Below are 15,454 nucleotides of genomic sequence, written 5' to 3'. Positions count from 1 at the left end.
ACAGCTGGGAGGTGGAGAGTCGGAGGGTTTGAGAGCGGATGCGCGTCGGAGCGAGGAGTATGAGTGGATAGCGGGATTAGCTCCGAAAAAAAAGAGTATACTATATAATATATAAAAACATAAGAAATTCTATTGGTGAATGTGAAGAATCTAGATTAATCAAACAATCTCAGTTGTTGATCCCTCGTTCCTGTAAAGTTTGCCGTAGAAAGTTTAGGAAATTCTTTGTCGTCAAAAAACTTTTTCCTACCAATTTTAAAAGTAGTGTGAATCATTTCTGCAATATTCCCCTCTCCTCTTTGTCTTTCAAAATATCTTTTATCTCCAAGTTTTCCTCCACGCATAGAACGGATCAAATTCAAAACTTTCTGGGCTCTATCCGGAAAGTGAGTTTCAATCCAATTAACAAAAACAGGTTCAACGGTATCATTTAATCTCACCAAGGTATATCCAAAATTTAAAGCACCAGCATCGGAAATAGCTTTCAGAATATTTAAAGGTTCATCGCTATTAAGTCCGGGAATAATGGGAGCAACCATTATATGAACAGGTATCTTATTTTCGGAAAGAATTTCAATTGCTTTCAATTTATTTTTTGCAGAGCTTGTTCTTGGCTCCATCTTACGTCTCAATTCTTCATTAATAGTAGGAATACTCAATGAAACAGAAACTAAATTTTGTTCTGCCATCGGTTTTAAAATATCGAGATCTCTTAATACCAATGCATTTTTGGTTAAAACATTAACAGGGTGCCTGTAATCAAGACAGACCTGCAATAATTTCCTGGTAATTTCAAATTGTCGTTCGGCCGGCTGGTAACAATCAGTATTTCCGGATAATAAAATTGGTGCTGCTTTATATCCTCTTTTTTGAAAAAATTTTTCCAAAAGCTCAGGAGCGTTCTTTTTTATCATGATTTTTCTTTCAAAATCAATTCCTGCGCTATATCCCCAATATTCATGGGTAGGTCTTGCAAAACAGTAAGAACATCCATGCTCACATCCCTGATAGGGATTCATAGAATATTCCATTGGTAAGTCTTCACTTTTTACCTGATTAACTATTGTTTTTGGAAAAACTTCGGTAAAGGAAGTCTTTACTGTTTCGAAATCTTCATCTTCCGGCTCATAGGTATATCTGTCGAAACGGTTGATAACGTTTCGCTGAGCTCCCTGACCTTTTATGAAATTTTCGTTTTGCATTCTGTTGTAAAATTAGAATGGAATTTTTGTAAAATAATGAGTTTTAACACTAAAGTTATCCACAAAAAAATCCAACACTTTCAAAAGCGTTGGATTTAAACATAATTAAATATATTTTTTTACTACTTCAGCGCATAAAATTCTACGCCATGATGTTCATCGTCATGGCCTTTTTCATCAAAGTGTCTGTGATAATCCGAATAGGTATCACTATATTTTTTATCTTTTTTAGTCAATATTTTTTTGATTCCAATTAAACTTAATACTGCCAAAAGACCAACCCCTCCTGCCAGTAAAACTCCAACTTCTTTTTTCATATTTTCATTGATTTATTATTGATACCATTGCAAAAAGTATACCTATTTTATTTTTTCAAATTATAAATTTTGTTAACATTAAACTATATTTTTAAGAAAACCATAATCTGCTATTTTTCTTATATTTAAAGATGTAATGGTTTAATTATTGTACTCTTCAAGAAAAATATTATTATGGAAAATCCGGAAAACATTGACAGAATGACTACCTTGAGCCAGGTTATGAAAACTCTGTCTGAAAGAGGAATACATAGGGAATTCAGAATGAATGAAAATTGTGAAATGAAGTTTGAGAACTCTGAAAAGATCTATCAACCGACAGAATTGATCATTTTAAAAACTTATCGTTTTGAAGGAGACAGTAATCCCGATGACAATGCGGTATTGTATGTAGTGAAAGATAGTGTTGGAAATCAAGGAATGATCATTGACTCTTATGGGGCAGACAGCAATTATCCCGGTGAAAAATTTGACGAATTTTTAAGAAATATCCCAATTTTGGAAAGTGACGAATTTAACTTTTAGCCCATCTATCTCAATATTAATTTTTTAAACCATTAAAATGTTTTAATTCAAATAGGTTTATTTCGTGCCAATTGAGAAGAATAGTTGTAATTACGACTCCTTAATGGTTTAAAAAATTAGTCTTTTTCAGAATTTTCTTTCTTTTTAAAGATATTATTCAAAAACCCTTTTTTTGTTTCTTGTGACTTTGACGCTGCTTTTTTGTCTTTAATTTCCTGTTTTATTTCTTCGACAGATTGTTTCATTTCTTTCACAGAAGAAACGGCATGCTTCACTTTTTTTTCTGTTTTTTCAGCATTTTTTCCAATCAATGTTTTCTTCAACCCTTGTTCAATCCCCCTCCAAAACAGATTAAAAAATGATTTTGTAGGATCACGTTCAACATTTTCTATAGTAACCGATTCGGGGAAACTACCGGAATCCGATTTTAAAAAGATGTTGGCAACCGCAGTTAAAAATCCTTTTTTTTCATGGTTATGTTTATTTAAGACAGCGATTTTCAAGCCCTTATGTTTTAAATTAAATGTTCCATGCAGTCCTGCAGGGTTTCCTTTAAAATTGAAAAGCATCTCCTGAATGGTTCCCGCCGTTGCTGTCACGTGAAGATAAGGACGAATAAATGCATTGATCCCGCTGGCTGGAAGATTGGTTGTTTTACCCGAAATAGCAAATACATCATTTTGGTCTGCCACATCAAAATTCCAATTCACAGAAAGGGGTGACAGGTTCATAAATGAGCAATTGATGTTAATATCAACTTTTGTAGGTCTTCCTTTAGCCTTGGCAGAATTCAGATTTTTAACATTCATATTAAAGTTGCTGAAAGTTAATTTCCCAGGTCCCATGCTTTCGGGAGTGTCTTCTTCATATATTAAAACAGAATTCTTCAAATTCAGATTATTAATATTCATTGGAAATTTAATAGAACGGAGCATTTTTGAATATAAATCCTTTATTTTGGGATCGTCTTTTGGGATTTTACTTCTGAAAATATTAGCATGTGCTGATTCAACAGCCACATTGGATGCATTAATGAATTTATTTGGAGAAAGCAGATCCCAATCTCCCACCGCACTTATTTGTCCGGCTTTCAAATCATACAAATCTCTTTCAACGGGTATCATTTTGATAAATTGCGCTCTCGAAACGAGAGGTTTCATAGCAAAATTATTAACCTGAATCTTATTTTTATTTAATTTTAAAAGACCTACACTTATTTTATAAAACGGAGTATTATATGCAAAATTTCTTGTGGTAAGAAAATAATCTTTTACCTGAAAAGAAAGTCCTTGATTATTCGGTTTGGGAGAAACTTCAATATTATTTACAGTGGCATTCAGGTCATGAAAAGATAATGGCTGTTTCCCTTTATCATAAGTTATATTTGAATTCTTCAAAGACGCTTTTCGTACAATAATAGAATGGATAATTCCGGATTGAGTACTTGTATCGGGCTTGCTCTCTCCCGCCTTAATCGTTCCATTTGCATTTTCTATAAGAATATCTTTAAGATCTACCACCAATTTTTTATTAATAAAATCTAGCTTATTAATATTGAATGCAACATGATCAGACTTGATATCCATCATCGTTTTTCCAACAGTAGAAGTTCCGGGAGAAAGTGAAATATTATTGATTTCTCCGCTTGTCGGCTTTAAAGCTATTCTTTCAATATTGATATTCTGGTGATCAGAAAACGAAATATTTTTCCCTGAAAATGTAAAATCCTTATATTTAATAGGAATAATCTGTTCTGAGGTTTCTTTATTGAACAACAGTTTATTGATATTCAAATTAAGATTTCTTACGGATAAAAGTTTATTTCCATCCGGTTTATTGATCTGAGCACTAACATTATTTAATTTTATATTTTCTAAATTAATTTCAAAATCAGATTCTCTTTCTGTTTTTTTTATTTTCACCCCAGTATTGTAAACAGTAAGAATGGGATTTTGAAAATCGGCATTCGTGAGAGCAATTTTATTTTTAGTTAAAGCTACATCTTTGAAATCCATTTTGGGAATCGTAAATTCAAATAATTGAGCTTTTTGAGGATAGAATTTTTTAAATTGAGAAAAAGACAGCAGTGGAATCAGCTTAAAATCTTCAACAGACATCTGCCCATCAGCTGTGGTAATTGAATTAATAGTAATTGCATAGACTTTATTTGGTCGAAAGAAAAAGTTTTCTCCTTTAATACTATATCGATCAAATACAATGGGCAATTGATTTTCTATAGATTCTTCCGTCATTCGTAAATTTTCTACAAATAAATCCAGCTGATGTACTGATAAAAGCTTTTGTTTTGTATGTTTGAAAATAGCAATTGTCCCATCATTAATTCTTATGTTTTCAAATAAAAAAGGATTCCTTTTTTTTCCTGTTTTTTGATCAACAGGTTTAGACAGAATTATATTGAGATTAGGTTTTGACAACAACAGATCAGAGGAACTGATTTTTTTATTAAAAATAGCATCATAAATTCCCAAACGACTTATTTTCAATGTATCAATTGTTCCCTGAAGTCCAATAACATTAATATTCTGAGGGCTTTTGTTATTTACAGAAACACCTGTAGCGAGAATATTACCTGTACCCAGGTCTACATCCAAAGACTTATAGAAGACTTTATAATCAGTTTTGTTTTTGATATAATCCGGAAGCTGGGTCTTAAGCCATAGGTTCAGTCCGAAATTCACAGCAAGAGCCAGCCCTGCAAGAACTCCCAAACTTGTTAATAGTCTTTTTACCCATTTTTTCATATTGTTCTATTTTGAAAATGCTTTTGATCAATTTCTTTTCTAAAGTTATTGAACAACCAGAGAAAAAACAAATAGAATTACCAATAAAAAAGCCCCTGAAAAAAAACAGGAGCTTTTCATATTGAATTATTACAACTATTTTTTATCTAAAGATTTCGACTTCAACGTACCTCCTCCAGTAAGATAGTTGGCTAGAAAAATAGCTAAAGACATTACAAAAGATTTTACAAATGACCAAAACAGTAGATGCTTGATAACCGTTTTTGGTAAATTTTGCTCATTATTCACTACGTTGATCTCAAACACAAAAATAATTATAGTCATTAAAAAAACTACAATTAAAAATGTCCCTATTTTTCTTATTTTCATGTACTTTTAGTCTAATAGTGTTTTAATTATAAGGCTAATTATTGTACTCCCAATTCAATTACATATCCTTCATGCCCTCTTACATTGATAAAATTCCCACCTTCAAATCCAAGATATTGTCCTTTAATTCCGGTAAGGACTCCGGTAAATTCAGGTTTTTTATCTAAAGTAAATGATGATACTTTCCCGGGTTTTTCAAAAGGATAATCAAACATCCATAATTCTTCTCCTTCACGATAGAACTTTTGAAAATCTTCCGGAAAATATTCTTTGATTTTTTGTCTGAAATCAGCAAGATCTATTTCTCCTTCAAAATCATCCTGAAGCATTTTTCTCCAATTGGTTTTATCTGGTAAATGGTCTTTTAAAGCTACTTCTATCATTCCTGCTTCATAGCGATTTTCTGTTCTTGCGATCGGCAAAGCAAAAGTAGCACCCTGATCAATCCATCTTGTGGGGATTTGAGTATTTCTTGTTACTCCTACTTTTACATCTCCTGTATATGCCAGATATACCGTGTGAGGTTGAAGCTGTATTTCTTTTTCTACCTCCAAATCTCTTTCTGCTACCCCTAAATGTGCTGTAGAAAGCTCCGGGCGGATAATCGTATCACTAGCATATGGGCTTTCAAAAAAACAATTTTTACAAAAACCCATTCTATAAATAGGCTTATTTTCACCACAGTTTACACATTGAAACCCTACGTGCTTTATGCTTAATTCTTTACCAAACAGCTCATTCATATGGATCAGATCCCCTGAAAGATTGAGATAATATTGAATCGGCTTTGCATCGTAGCTCGTCATCTTTAAAATTTGCCCTTGAAACTGCATATTATATTTGTATTACTTTTTTAAGTAAATTTAATGATTATATTTTTCAAATAGTAAAATTTATATTTTTGTATTCATAAAAAACCACAGATGATTTATCTTGTAACAGGCGGTAGCGGTTTTATCGGATCTCATTTAATTGAACGATTATTAAGAAATGGACATTCTGTCATAAACATTGACAATTTTGATGATTTCTATCACTATCAGATCAAAATTAAAAATACTTTAGAGTCTATTAATCATATTTCGGATTTTGAATTCTCCGATAAAGAGACGGATATTCAACGTTTAATTACTCTTTCTCAATCCGATAAATATTCCCTTTATTATCAGGATATCCGAGATAAAAAGGGGCTTGAAAACATTTTCAAAACTCATTCCATAGATATGGTTATTCATTTGGCAGCCCTTGCCGGCGTCCGTCCATCTATTGAAAGACCATTGGAATATGAAGAAGTAAATGTTCGCGGAACAATGAATCTTTGGGAGCTTTGCAGGGTTTTTGATATTAAAAAATTCATTTGTGCGTCTTCATCAAGTGTTTACGGGAATAATGAAAAAATTCCTTTTGCAGAAACAGATAATGTGGATAATCCCATTTCCCCATATGCTGCAACGAAAAAATGTGGTGAGGTTTTAGGGCATGTTTACCATGATCTTTACCATATTGATATGATCCAGCTAAGATTTTTTACCGTTTATGGTCCAAGACAGAGACCGGATCTTGCTATTCATAAATTTACGAAGCTTATTTCGGAAAATCAGGAAATCCCTTTCTATGGGGATGGTAATACCGCCAGAGATTATACTTATATAGATGATATTATTGATGGAATCGCCAAATCCATCCTGTATTTAGAAAACAATACTAACATCTATGAAATTCTTAACCTGGGAGAAAACCAAGTGGTCACCTTATCTCAGATGGTTACGACAATAGAAAAGACTTTAGGAATTACTGCCACCAAAAAAATTCTGCCAATGCAGCCCGGTGATGTCACAAAAACCAATGCCGATATTACAAAAGCAAAGGCTTTAATAGGGTATAAACCAGACACAGACTTCCAAAATGGCATAAAAAAATTTGTGGAATGGTTTTTGAGAAAACGACATTAAGTAAATTACTGACAAAGCTGCCACCCAGTTTGTGACAGGCATTTATGAGAAAAATTATAAAAAGAATTGAAAATCAAGTATAAAAAAGTTTATTATACAACCTATTTTTATACTTTTGCAAAAAATTAGAAAATTATGTACTGGACATTAGAATTAGCTTCATATCTAAGTGACGCACCTTGGCCAATGACAAAAGCAGAGCTTATTGACTACGCAATCAGAACTGGTGCACCAATGGAAGTAGTAGAAAACCTTCAGGCTATTGAAGACGAAGGGGAAATTTATGAATCTATAGAGGAAGTTTGGAGCGATTATCCAACGGACGAGGATTTCCTTTGGAACGAGGACGAATATTAATAAAGCGATAAGCTTTAGGCTGTGTGCTTAGAGCTTTTTTGCCCTTTTTATATATTAATTTACACGATAAGCGTGTCATTTAAAACGCTTAAAGCATCTTGCATTAAGCATAAAGCAAAAAATTTATGAGTTTTTTAAACAAAGTTCTTAAAGGGTTTTTGGGAGACAAAAAAGCGCAGGACCTAAAAGAAGTAAAAAAAGTTGTAACAAAAATCAAGGCTGTAGAACCTAACATCCAACAATTGACGGATGATGGTTTGAGACAAAAAACTGCTGAGTTTAAAGAGAATATTAAATCTGCAACCAGCAAGATCACAGCTCAAATAGAACAGATTAAAGAGCAGATAAAAAATTCAACAAACGTTGACGAGAAGGAAGCTCTTTTCTCAAAAATTGAGTCTTTAAAGAAAGAATCATACGAAATTGAAGAGAAAGTTCTTGTTCAGATTCTTCCGGAAGCCTTTGCATTGATCAAAGAAACGGCAAGAAGATGGGCGCAGAATGGAGAAATTCGTGTAACTGCAAATGACTGGGATAGAGAACTCGCTTCTGCAGGGAAAGATTTCGTAGAAATTCAAGGAGACCAAGCTGTTTGGAAAAACTCATGGGACGCTGCCGGAACTCCTGTAGTTTGGGATATGGTCCACTACGATGTTCAGTTTATCGGAGGTATTATTCTTCACGGAGGTAAAATTGCCGAAATGGCAACCGGTGAAGGTAAGACTTTGGTAGGAACATTACCTATTTATTTAAATTCACTTCCGGAAAGAGGTGTTCACGTGGTAACCGTGAATGATTATCTTGCAAAAAGAGACTCTGCATGGATGGGTCCCCTTTATCAGTTCCATGGAATGTCTATCGACTGTATCGATAACCACCAACCGAACTCAGACGGAAGAAGAAAAGCATACAACTCAGATATTACTTACGGAACCAACAACGAATTTGGTTTCGACTATTTGAGAGATAATATGGTAACTTCACCTTCAGAATTGGTACAAAGAGAATTGAACTTTGCTATCGTGGACGAGGTAGACTCTGTATTGGTAGATGATGCCAGAACACCTTTAATTATTTCAGGTCCGGTTCCACAAGGAGACAGACAAGAATTTGATGTTCTAAAACCTTCTATCGACAGAATCGTTGAAGTTCAGAAAAAGACTGTTTCTGCAATCTTTAATGAAGCTAAAAAATTAATCGCTTCCGGAAATACTAAAGAAGGTGGTTTCAAATTGCTTCAGGCATACAGAGGTCTTCCTAAAAACAGACAATTAATTAAATTCTTATCGGAAAGCGGAAACAGAGCATTGCTTCAGAAAGTTGAAGCGCAATATATGCAGGACAACAACCGTGATATGCCGATTGTAGATAAGGATCTTTACTTCGTTATTGAAGAAAAGAACAATCAGGTAGACCTTACAGACAAAGGTGTTGAATACATGTCTCAAGGAAACTCTGATCCTAACTTCTTCGTTCTTCCGGATATCGGAACTGAAATCGCTGAAGTAGAAGCTAAAAATTTATCTAAAGAAGAAGAATTTGAAGCTAAAGAAAGACTTTTTGCTGATTTTGCTGAAAAATCAGAACGTGTTCACACAATGAGCCAGCTATTGAAAGCGTACACATTATTTGAAAAAGATGATGAGTACGTAGTAATTGATGGCGAGGTAAAAATTGTTGACGAACAAACGGGTCGTATCATGGAAGGAAGACGTTATTCTGACGGTCTTCACCAGGCGATCGAAGCGAAAGAGAGTGTAAAAATTGAGGCAGCGACTCAAACTTTTGCAACGATTACGCTTCAGAACTATTTCCGTATGTACAACAAGCTTGCAGGGATGACCGGTACAGCAGAAACGGAAGCAGGAGAACTTTGGGAAATCTACAAATTAGATGTTGTAGTTATTCCAACGAACCGTCCTATCTTAAGACATGACAGACAAGATTTAGTTTATAAGACTAACCGAGAAAAATATAACGCTGTAATTGAAGAGGTCGAAAAATTAACAGCAGCAGGAAGACCGGTACTTGTAGGTACAACTTCTGTTGAAATTTCTCAATTGCTTTCTAAAGCCCTTCAATTAAGAAAAATCCCACATCAGGTATTGAACGCGAAGCTTCACAAAAAAGAAGCAGAGATTGTTGCAGGAGCAGGACAGCCGGGAGTTGTAACGATTGCAACCAATATGGCAGGTCGTGGTACCGACATTAAGCTTTCCAAAGCGGTAAAAGATGCCGGAGGTTTAGCTATTATCGGTACAGAAAGACACGATTCAAGACGTGTTGACAGACAGTTGAGAGGTAGAGCAGGACGTCAGGGAGATCCGGGAAGTTCTCAGTTCTATGTATCTCTTGAAGATAATCTGATGCGTTTATTCGGTTCTGAAAGAATAGCTAAAATGATGGACAGAATGGGTCATAAAGAAGGTGAAGTTATTCAACACTCTATGATCAGTAAATCTATCGAAAGAGCTCAGAAAAAAGTAGAAGAGAATAACTTTGGAACCAGAAAGAGACTTCTTGAATATGATGACGTAATGAACAAGCAACGTGACGTTATCTATAAGAGAAGAAAGAATGCTCTATTCGGAGATCACCTGAAGTATGATATCACCAATATGATTTTTGATGTGGCTAATTCTATCGTTGCGAAAGGAAAAGCTACAGGAAACTATAAAGATTTTGAATACGAAATCATTAAGACATTTACGATGGAATCTCCGGTTTCTCAAAATGATTTTAGTAATAAAAACATTCAGGACCTAACAAATATCTTGTTCAAAGCGGCTCAAGAGGATTATCAAATGAAGTTGAACCTATTGAAAGAAAAATCGTTCCCAATTATTGAGAATGTATATCAAAATCAAGGTTCAATGTTTAAAATGATTCAGGTTCCTTTCACAGATGGTCACAAAACAATGACTATTGTTGCTGATCTTAAGGAAGCTTATGATACTCAATGTGAAAGTTTAGTGAACGACTTTGAAAAGAATATCACATTATCTATCATCGATGAGAACTGGAAGCTTCACCTTCGTGAAATGGATGATTTAAGAAGATCATCTCAGGGTGCAGTTTATGAGCAGAAAGACCCGCTTGTAATTTACAAACAGGAATCTTTCCACTTATTCAGTGAAATGATCGATAAATTGAATAAAGAAATTATTTCTTTCTTATACAAAGGAGAAATCCCTGCCTAAGAAATAATTAACAATATTATAAAGAAACCGCTCCGGCATTGGCTAGAGCGGTTTTTTATTACCTATAGTATATAATTTTATGATAAATGTCAATAATATAATTTATTTAGAATAGTTAAAAATAATATATTTGCATAAAATTTGACTTTCATGAAAAATGTACTGGTTTGTGCTTCATTATTGAGTTCAATCATTGTAGCAGCACAAGAGAAAGATTCCACCAAATCTAATCATATTGAAGAAATTGTAGTCAATGGCAAATATTATAAGAAATATGTTGAAAAGCAGGGATCCTCTTCTCTCCGTCTTGATGAAGCTCTTATAAAAATTCCTCAAAACATTTCCATTATCACCAACAAAGCATTAGAAGATCAGCAGGTCACTACTTTAGGAGACGGAGTTCTAAGAAATGTTGCAGGAGCTCAGCGACTTGAACACTGGGGAGATATGTATACGAGAGTAAATATGAGAGGAGCCAGAGCAGCAGCTTTTATGAATGGAGTGAATGTTACGTCCAACTGGGGCCCTTTAAGTGAGGACATGAGCTATGTAGATCATATTGAGTTCATTAAAGGACCATCAGGATTTTTAATGTCAAACGGAGAACCAAGTGGTATTTATAATATCGTAACAAAAAAACCTACTGGGAATATGCTGAACGGAACAGCAAGGGTAACACTTGGAAGTTTCAATATGTACAGAGGAGAAGCGGATGTTGACTCAAAAATCACCAACAAGGTAGCCTTCAGATTGAATTTAATGGCTCAGAACAAAAATAGTTTCAGAGACTATGAATTCAATGACAGGTACATTATTAATCCATCATTGAAGATAGATCTTACTGACAAAACTACTTTAACAGCGGAATATATTTTTCAAAAAGCAAAAATGTCTGAAGTAGGTTCTGCCTATGTATTCAGCGCAAACGGTTATGCTACAAAACCGGTTGAGTATAGTATCACTGATCCAAGCATTGATCCTACAAGGGTTACTAATAATACAATCAATCTAAATTTACAACATAAGTTCAATGAAAATTGGAAACTAACATCTCAGCTTACCTATGTTAATGAATATACATTAGGAAGTGATATTTGGCCAACAAAATTTGAAGGACAGTATATGCTTCGTGGACTTAATTATTGGGAAGCAAGCAATGAGATGAAGTTTGGACAATTATTTTTAAACGGTTATGCTAAACCCGGTGCTGTTTCTCATAAAATTCTAGTTGGATTAGATTTAGGAAGCAAAAAATATATTGCAGACTGGAATCAGAACTACAGCTTGGATAAAAACAATGAAAAGGGAGATGATAGTACACCTGATTACAGATATTGGTATAATGTAAATACCCGTAATTATGATATCAATGGAGGAAGCCCTTATACAGGACCTAATGGCACTTACAAACCATTTGATACCAGTAAACCTCTTTCTGTAAGAGCCGGTGCCGGAGGTACAATTGACCAAAATTACACAGGTCTGTACTTACAGGATGAATTAGGATTCTTGGATGACGCTTTAAGACTTACTTTAGCAGCACGTTATACCACGGTAAAAGAAAACAACTATGGTACATTGTCTGAAGCTAACAGAATCACCCCTCGTATTGGATTAAGCTATTCAATTGACAGTAATACATCTGCTTATGCTTTATATGATCAATCATTCAATCCTCAAGCGGGTTTGTTCAGAGATGGAACTACAGCAAAACCTGTAACAGGAAGTAATGTAGAAGTTGGTTTCAAAAAAGACTGGTTTGCCGGAAAATGGAATACTACATTATCATTGTATAGTATTAATAAAAATAATGCAATAACAGGAGATCCATCAGATCCTACTTATAAATATTCAATCCTACTTGGAAAAACAAGAGCACAAGGGATAGAATTTGATCTGAAGGGAGAAGTATTCAAAGGTCTAAATGCTATCTTCAATTATGCATTCACTGAAAATAAATTCACGGAAACAACTCCAAAAGCAAACAAAGGAGATAAAGTTCCGGGATATGCTAAACATACGTTGAATGGATGGTTAAACTATACATTTACAGTAGGTGAACTTACAGGATTTGGATTAAGCTTCGGAGGCACCTATATGGGAGACAGAAGCAGCTGGGATTGGGGAAGTACAAACACTTTACAAATGGGTGATTATGTAAAATTTGATGCCGGTGCTTCTTGGGAAAACTCAAAATTCAGAGTTAACCTGAATGTGTTTAATATCTTCAATAGATATTTATATTCCGGGACCCCGTATGCCGGATACTATTATTATCAGGCAGATGCACCTAGGAACTTCAGAATATCAATCGGATATAAATTCTAAAAAATAAAGGTTAGCCCCATAGAGGGTTAACTTTTTTGCTATGAAAAAGAAACATTACCATAAAAAGAAACCAGGATTCTTGAAACAATGGTCGGCCAAACTTCACCTTTGGTTTGGACTGGGAATCGGATTTTTAATCTTTATTATTTCCATTACCGGAGCACTTTATGTTTTTAAAGATGAAGTGGAAAATATCACCAGAAAAGATGTGATTTATCATCATGAACAGGATATTGAGCATAAGCAGATTCTCCCTATTCGTGTCATGGAAAAAGCTGTTGCGGAACAGGTAAAAGAAAAATACCCAATCCATTGGGTCAATATCCCTATCGATAAAAAAATGTCATACTCATTCTTTTGGTATGAGCACAATACAAAAGGTTGGAACTATTTTGATGAATTTCCTATCTACAAACAAGCATATGTAAATCCTTATACAGGAAAAGTACTTAGGGTGTATGATGAGAAAAATGGTTTTTTTAACATTGTAAAAATGATCCACTGGAGCTTTCTTCTTAAACAGGATTGGGGAACTTATGTGGTGGGAATTCCGGTCATCATTTTTGTCATCATGCTCATTACCGGAATTGTTCTATGGTGGCCTAAAAATAAAGCTGCCAGGAAGCAGCGTTTTGCTTTCAAATGGAAAAACGTCAAAAGTTGGAAAAGAAAGAACTATGATCTTCACAATGTCTTGGGATTTTATGCCTCCATCTTTGCTTTAATTTTCTCTATTACAGGGTTATTTTATGCATTCTTTGTTGTACAGACAATGATTTACGTAATTTTCTCCGGTGGAGAAACAAAATACCCGGACTTTTCCCATATCAAAACAAAAGCCCCTATTGAATTAAGAACAGAGGGAACTCTTGATAAAATTATCAATACGGTAAAATTGAAATACCCCGATTCTTATGGTTTCGCCATAGATCTTGGCCATGAGCATTTGGATGACCATGAACATCCTAACTTTGAAGTCTATGTAAAGCATCTTAGTTACTCTTACCACAAAAGCAGCAGCTTGATTTTTGATGAAAATTCCGGAGCGCTCCTTCATACCCATGATCCTAAAGATAAAAACTTTGGAGAAAAGGTAGTGAGTGCCAATTATGATATTCATGTAGGAGCTATTTTAGGTCTTCCTACAAAGATTATTGCTTTCATTGTAAGTCTTATTTGTGCTTCCCTTCCGGTGACCGGATTCATGATTTGGTGGGGAAGAAAAAAGAAAAAACCAATAAAAACAGCTTAAAAGTTTAAATAATACGGAGTTCATAATCCATTAATACAATCTTTTTTATAATTTTAGTCCCTAGAATTTAATAGAAATGTCATTAATAGATTTATCAAAGCAAGTTGCCCTGGGAGTTGATATCGGTGGGACCAATACAAAATTCGGGATCGTAAACCATCGTGGAGAGGTTCTGGATAAAGGAAACCTAAAGACAGATGCGTATGACAAAGTTGAAGATTTCATCGATGCACTATATGAACACGTTTATCCTTTAATGGAAAAACACGGAGCAGAAAAACACTTCGACGGAATCGGTGTAGGTGCACCTAATGCAAACTATTATAAAGGAACTATTGAGCTGGCCCCCAACCTACCTTGGAAAGGTGTAATTCCTTTTGCTGAACTTATGACAGCAAAGTTCAATTTACCTTGTACCGTTACCAATGATGCTAATGCCGCTGCTTTAGGGGAAATGCTTTTCGGAGCTGCCCGTGGGATGAAAGATTTTATCATGATTACCCTAGGAACAGGTGTAGGAAGCGGAATTATTGCCAACGGAAACTTAATCTATGGACATGATGGTTTTGCAGGTGAGCTTGGTCATACCATTGTAAAACCCGGAGGAAGAAAACACTGGAGTACAGGTTCTGAAGGAAGTCTTGAAGCTTATGCCTCAGCAACGGGAATTACCATCACGGCTAAGAAAATGAGGGCAGAATTCCCGGAATCTATGCTGAACCAATATCCTGAAGATGAAATCAATTCTAAAACAGTGTATGAATGTGCAATGAAAGAAGATCCGATCGCTATTGAAGTGTTCAGATATACAGGTCAGAAATTGGGTGAAGCGTTAGCTAACTTTGTCATGTTCTCTTCGCCGGAAGCCATTCTTTTATTTGGAGGCGTAATCAAAGCAGGAGACTTTATTTTAAAACCGGCTAAACTTCACATGGAAAGAAACCTTCTTCCGATCTTCAGAAATAAAGTAAAATTAGTATTCAGTGAACTTGACGAAGCAGATGCTGCCATCCTTGGAGCAAGTGCTTTGGTTTGGGAAAAATAATTGATACACTTATCATATTTAAAGCGATCTCATGATGAGATCGCTTTTTTTTAGGCCACGATTTATTAGTGTATTCTAAGACATGTGCAAATTATATCTTGTTAAATTTACAAAAGGTTCCTCTCTTTTTACCACTGCGAAGATT

Annotated in this window: 12 protein-coding genes; 7 read left to right on the top strand and 5 right to left on the bottom strand. The window is 34.7% G+C overall.

What is annotated here, in order from left to right:
- Positions 1-155: 155 nt before the first annotated feature.
- Together CW752_RS06190 and CW752_RS06185 are read right to left on the bottom strand one after the other, a co-directional pair.
- On the bottom strand, positions 156-1,202 hold the full coding sequence (locus tag CW752_RS06190; protein WP_101238888.1) for a PA0069 family radical SAM protein: 1,047 nt from the start codon (positions 1,200-1,202) through the stop codon (positions 156-158).
- Positions 1,203-1,324: 122 nt separating this feature from the next.
- Positions 1,325-1,519, bottom strand: coding sequence for a hypothetical protein (locus CW752_RS06185; protein WP_101238887.1), 195 nt, complete (start codon positions 1,517-1,519; stop codon positions 1,325-1,327).
- Positions 1,520-1,693: 174 nt separating this feature from the next.
- Between CW752_RS06185 and CW752_RS06180 the strand changes: the two genes are divergently transcribed.
- Positions 1,694-2,044, top strand: coding sequence for a hypothetical protein (locus tag CW752_RS06180; RefSeq protein WP_101238886.1), 351 nt, complete (start codon positions 1,694-1,696; stop codon positions 2,042-2,044).
- Positions 2,045-2,160: 116 nt separating this feature from the next.
- Here CW752_RS06180 and CW752_RS06175 read toward each other — a convergent pair whose 3' ends face one another.
- The 3 genes from CW752_RS06175 to CW752_RS06165 all read right to left on the bottom strand — a co-directional run bounded on the left by CW752_RS06175 (position 2,161) and on the right by CW752_RS06165 (position 6,008).
- Complete coding sequence (locus CW752_RS06175; protein ID WP_101238885.1) at positions 2,161-4,806, bottom strand: hypothetical protein; 2,646 nt, start codon at positions 4,804-4,806, stop codon at positions 2,161-2,163.
- A 135-nt stretch (positions 4,807-4,941) separates the two neighbouring features.
- Positions 4,942-5,130 (bottom strand): hypothetical protein, encoded by a 189-nt coding sequence (locus tag CW752_RS06170; RefSeq protein WP_101238884.1) that lies wholly within the window; start codon positions 5,128-5,130, stop codon positions 4,942-4,944.
- 83 nt (positions 5,131-5,213) lie between these two features.
- Positions 5,214-6,008, bottom strand: a complete 795-nt coding sequence (locus tag CW752_RS06165; RefSeq protein WP_101238883.1) for a DUF2797 domain-containing protein — start codon at positions 6,006-6,008, stop codon at positions 5,214-5,216.
- A 90-nt stretch (positions 6,009-6,098) separates the two neighbouring features.
- Here CW752_RS06165 and CW752_RS06160 point away from each other — a divergent pair, with 90 nt between their 5' ends.
- From CW752_RS06160 to CW752_RS06135, 6 genes are all read left to right on the top strand, one after another.
- On the top strand, positions 6,099-7,127 hold the full coding sequence (locus tag CW752_RS06160; RefSeq protein ID WP_101238882.1) for a GDP-mannose 4,6-dehydratase: 1,029 nt from the start codon (positions 6,099-6,101) through the stop codon (positions 7,125-7,127).
- Between the two features lie 135 nt (positions 7,128-7,262).
- Positions 7,263-7,484 (top strand): DUF2795 domain-containing protein, encoded by a 222-nt coding sequence (locus CW752_RS06155; protein ID WP_002662059.1) that lies wholly within the window; start codon positions 7,263-7,265, stop codon positions 7,482-7,484.
- A gap of 125 nt (positions 7,485-7,609) precedes the next feature.
- Positions 7,610-10,684, top strand: a complete 3,075-nt coding sequence (gene secA / locus CW752_RS06150; RefSeq protein ID WP_101238881.1) for a preprotein translocase subunit SecA — start codon at positions 7,610-7,612, stop codon at positions 10,682-10,684.
- A 150-nt stretch (positions 10,685-10,834) separates the two neighbouring features.
- Positions 10,835-13,012 (top strand): TonB-dependent siderophore receptor, encoded by a 2,178-nt coding sequence (locus CW752_RS06145; RefSeq protein WP_101238880.1) that lies wholly within the window; start codon positions 10,835-10,837, stop codon positions 13,010-13,012.
- A gap of 40 nt (positions 13,013-13,052) precedes the next feature.
- A complete protein-coding gene (locus CW752_RS06140; protein ID WP_101238879.1) occupies positions 13,053-14,264 on the top strand; it encodes a PepSY-associated TM helix domain-containing protein in 1,212 nt (403 codons plus the stop codon).
- Positions 14,265-14,340: 76 nt separating this feature from the next.
- Positions 14,341-15,309 carry an ROK family protein gene (locus CW752_RS06135; protein ID WP_101238878.1) on the top strand — a complete coding sequence of 323 codons (969 nt, stop codon included), beginning with the start codon at positions 14,341-14,343 and terminating at the stop codon, positions 15,307-15,309.
- Positions 15,310-15,454: the final 145 nt, after the last annotated feature.

The sequence above is a fragment of the Chryseobacterium sp. PMSZPI genome, from assembly GCF_002835665.1.
Taxonomy (GTDB): Bacteria; Bacteroidota; Bacteroidia; order Flavobacteriales; family Weeksellaceae; genus Chryseobacterium.
Note: the sequence above shows the minus strand (reverse complement) of the source record. Positions and strands in the feature narration are given on the sequence as shown.

Excerpts from the sequence above, each read along its gene's own strand:
- CW752_RS06190 (WP_101238888.1), bottom strand. The coding sequence starts at position 1,202 with ATGCAAAACGAAAATTTCATAAAAGGTCAGGGAGCTCAGCGAAACGTT.
- CW752_RS06185 (WP_101238887.1), bottom strand. The coding sequence starts at position 1,519 with ATGAAAAAAGAAGTTGGAGTTTTACTGGCAGGAGGGGTTGGTCTTTTG.
- CW752_RS06180 (WP_101238886.1), top strand. The coding sequence starts at position 1,694 with ATGGAAAATCCGGAAAACATTGACAGAATGACTACCTTGAGCCAGGTT.
- CW752_RS06175 (WP_101238885.1), bottom strand. The coding sequence starts at position 4,806 with ATGAAAAAATGGGTAAAAAGACTATTAACAAGTTTGGGAGTTCTTGCA.
- CW752_RS06170 (WP_101238884.1), bottom strand. The coding sequence starts at position 5,130 with ATGACTATAATTATTTTTGTGTTTGAGATCAACGTAGTGAATAATGAG.
- CW752_RS06165 (WP_101238883.1), bottom strand. The coding sequence starts at position 6,008 with ATGCAGTTTCAAGGGCAAATTTTAAAGATGACGAGCTACGATGCAAAG.
- CW752_RS06160 (WP_101238882.1), top strand. The coding sequence starts at position 6,099 with ATGATTTATCTTGTAACAGGCGGTAGCGGTTTTATCGGATCTCATTTA.
- CW752_RS06155 (WP_002662059.1), top strand. The coding sequence starts at position 7,263 with ATGTACTGGACATTAGAATTAGCTTCATATCTAAGTGACGCACCTTGG.
- secA (WP_101238881.1), top strand. The coding sequence starts at position 7,610 with ATGAGTTTTTTAAACAAAGTTCTTAAAGGGTTTTTGGGAGACAAAAAA.
- CW752_RS06145 (WP_101238880.1), top strand. The coding sequence starts at position 10,835 with ATGAAAAATGTACTGGTTTGTGCTTCATTATTGAGTTCAATCATTGTA.
- CW752_RS06140 (WP_101238879.1), top strand. The coding sequence starts at position 13,053 with ATGAAAAAGAAACATTACCATAAAAAGAAACCAGGATTCTTGAAACAA.
- CW752_RS06135 (WP_101238878.1), top strand. The coding sequence starts at position 14,341 with ATGTCATTAATAGATTTATCAAAGCAAGTTGCCCTGGGAGTTGATATC.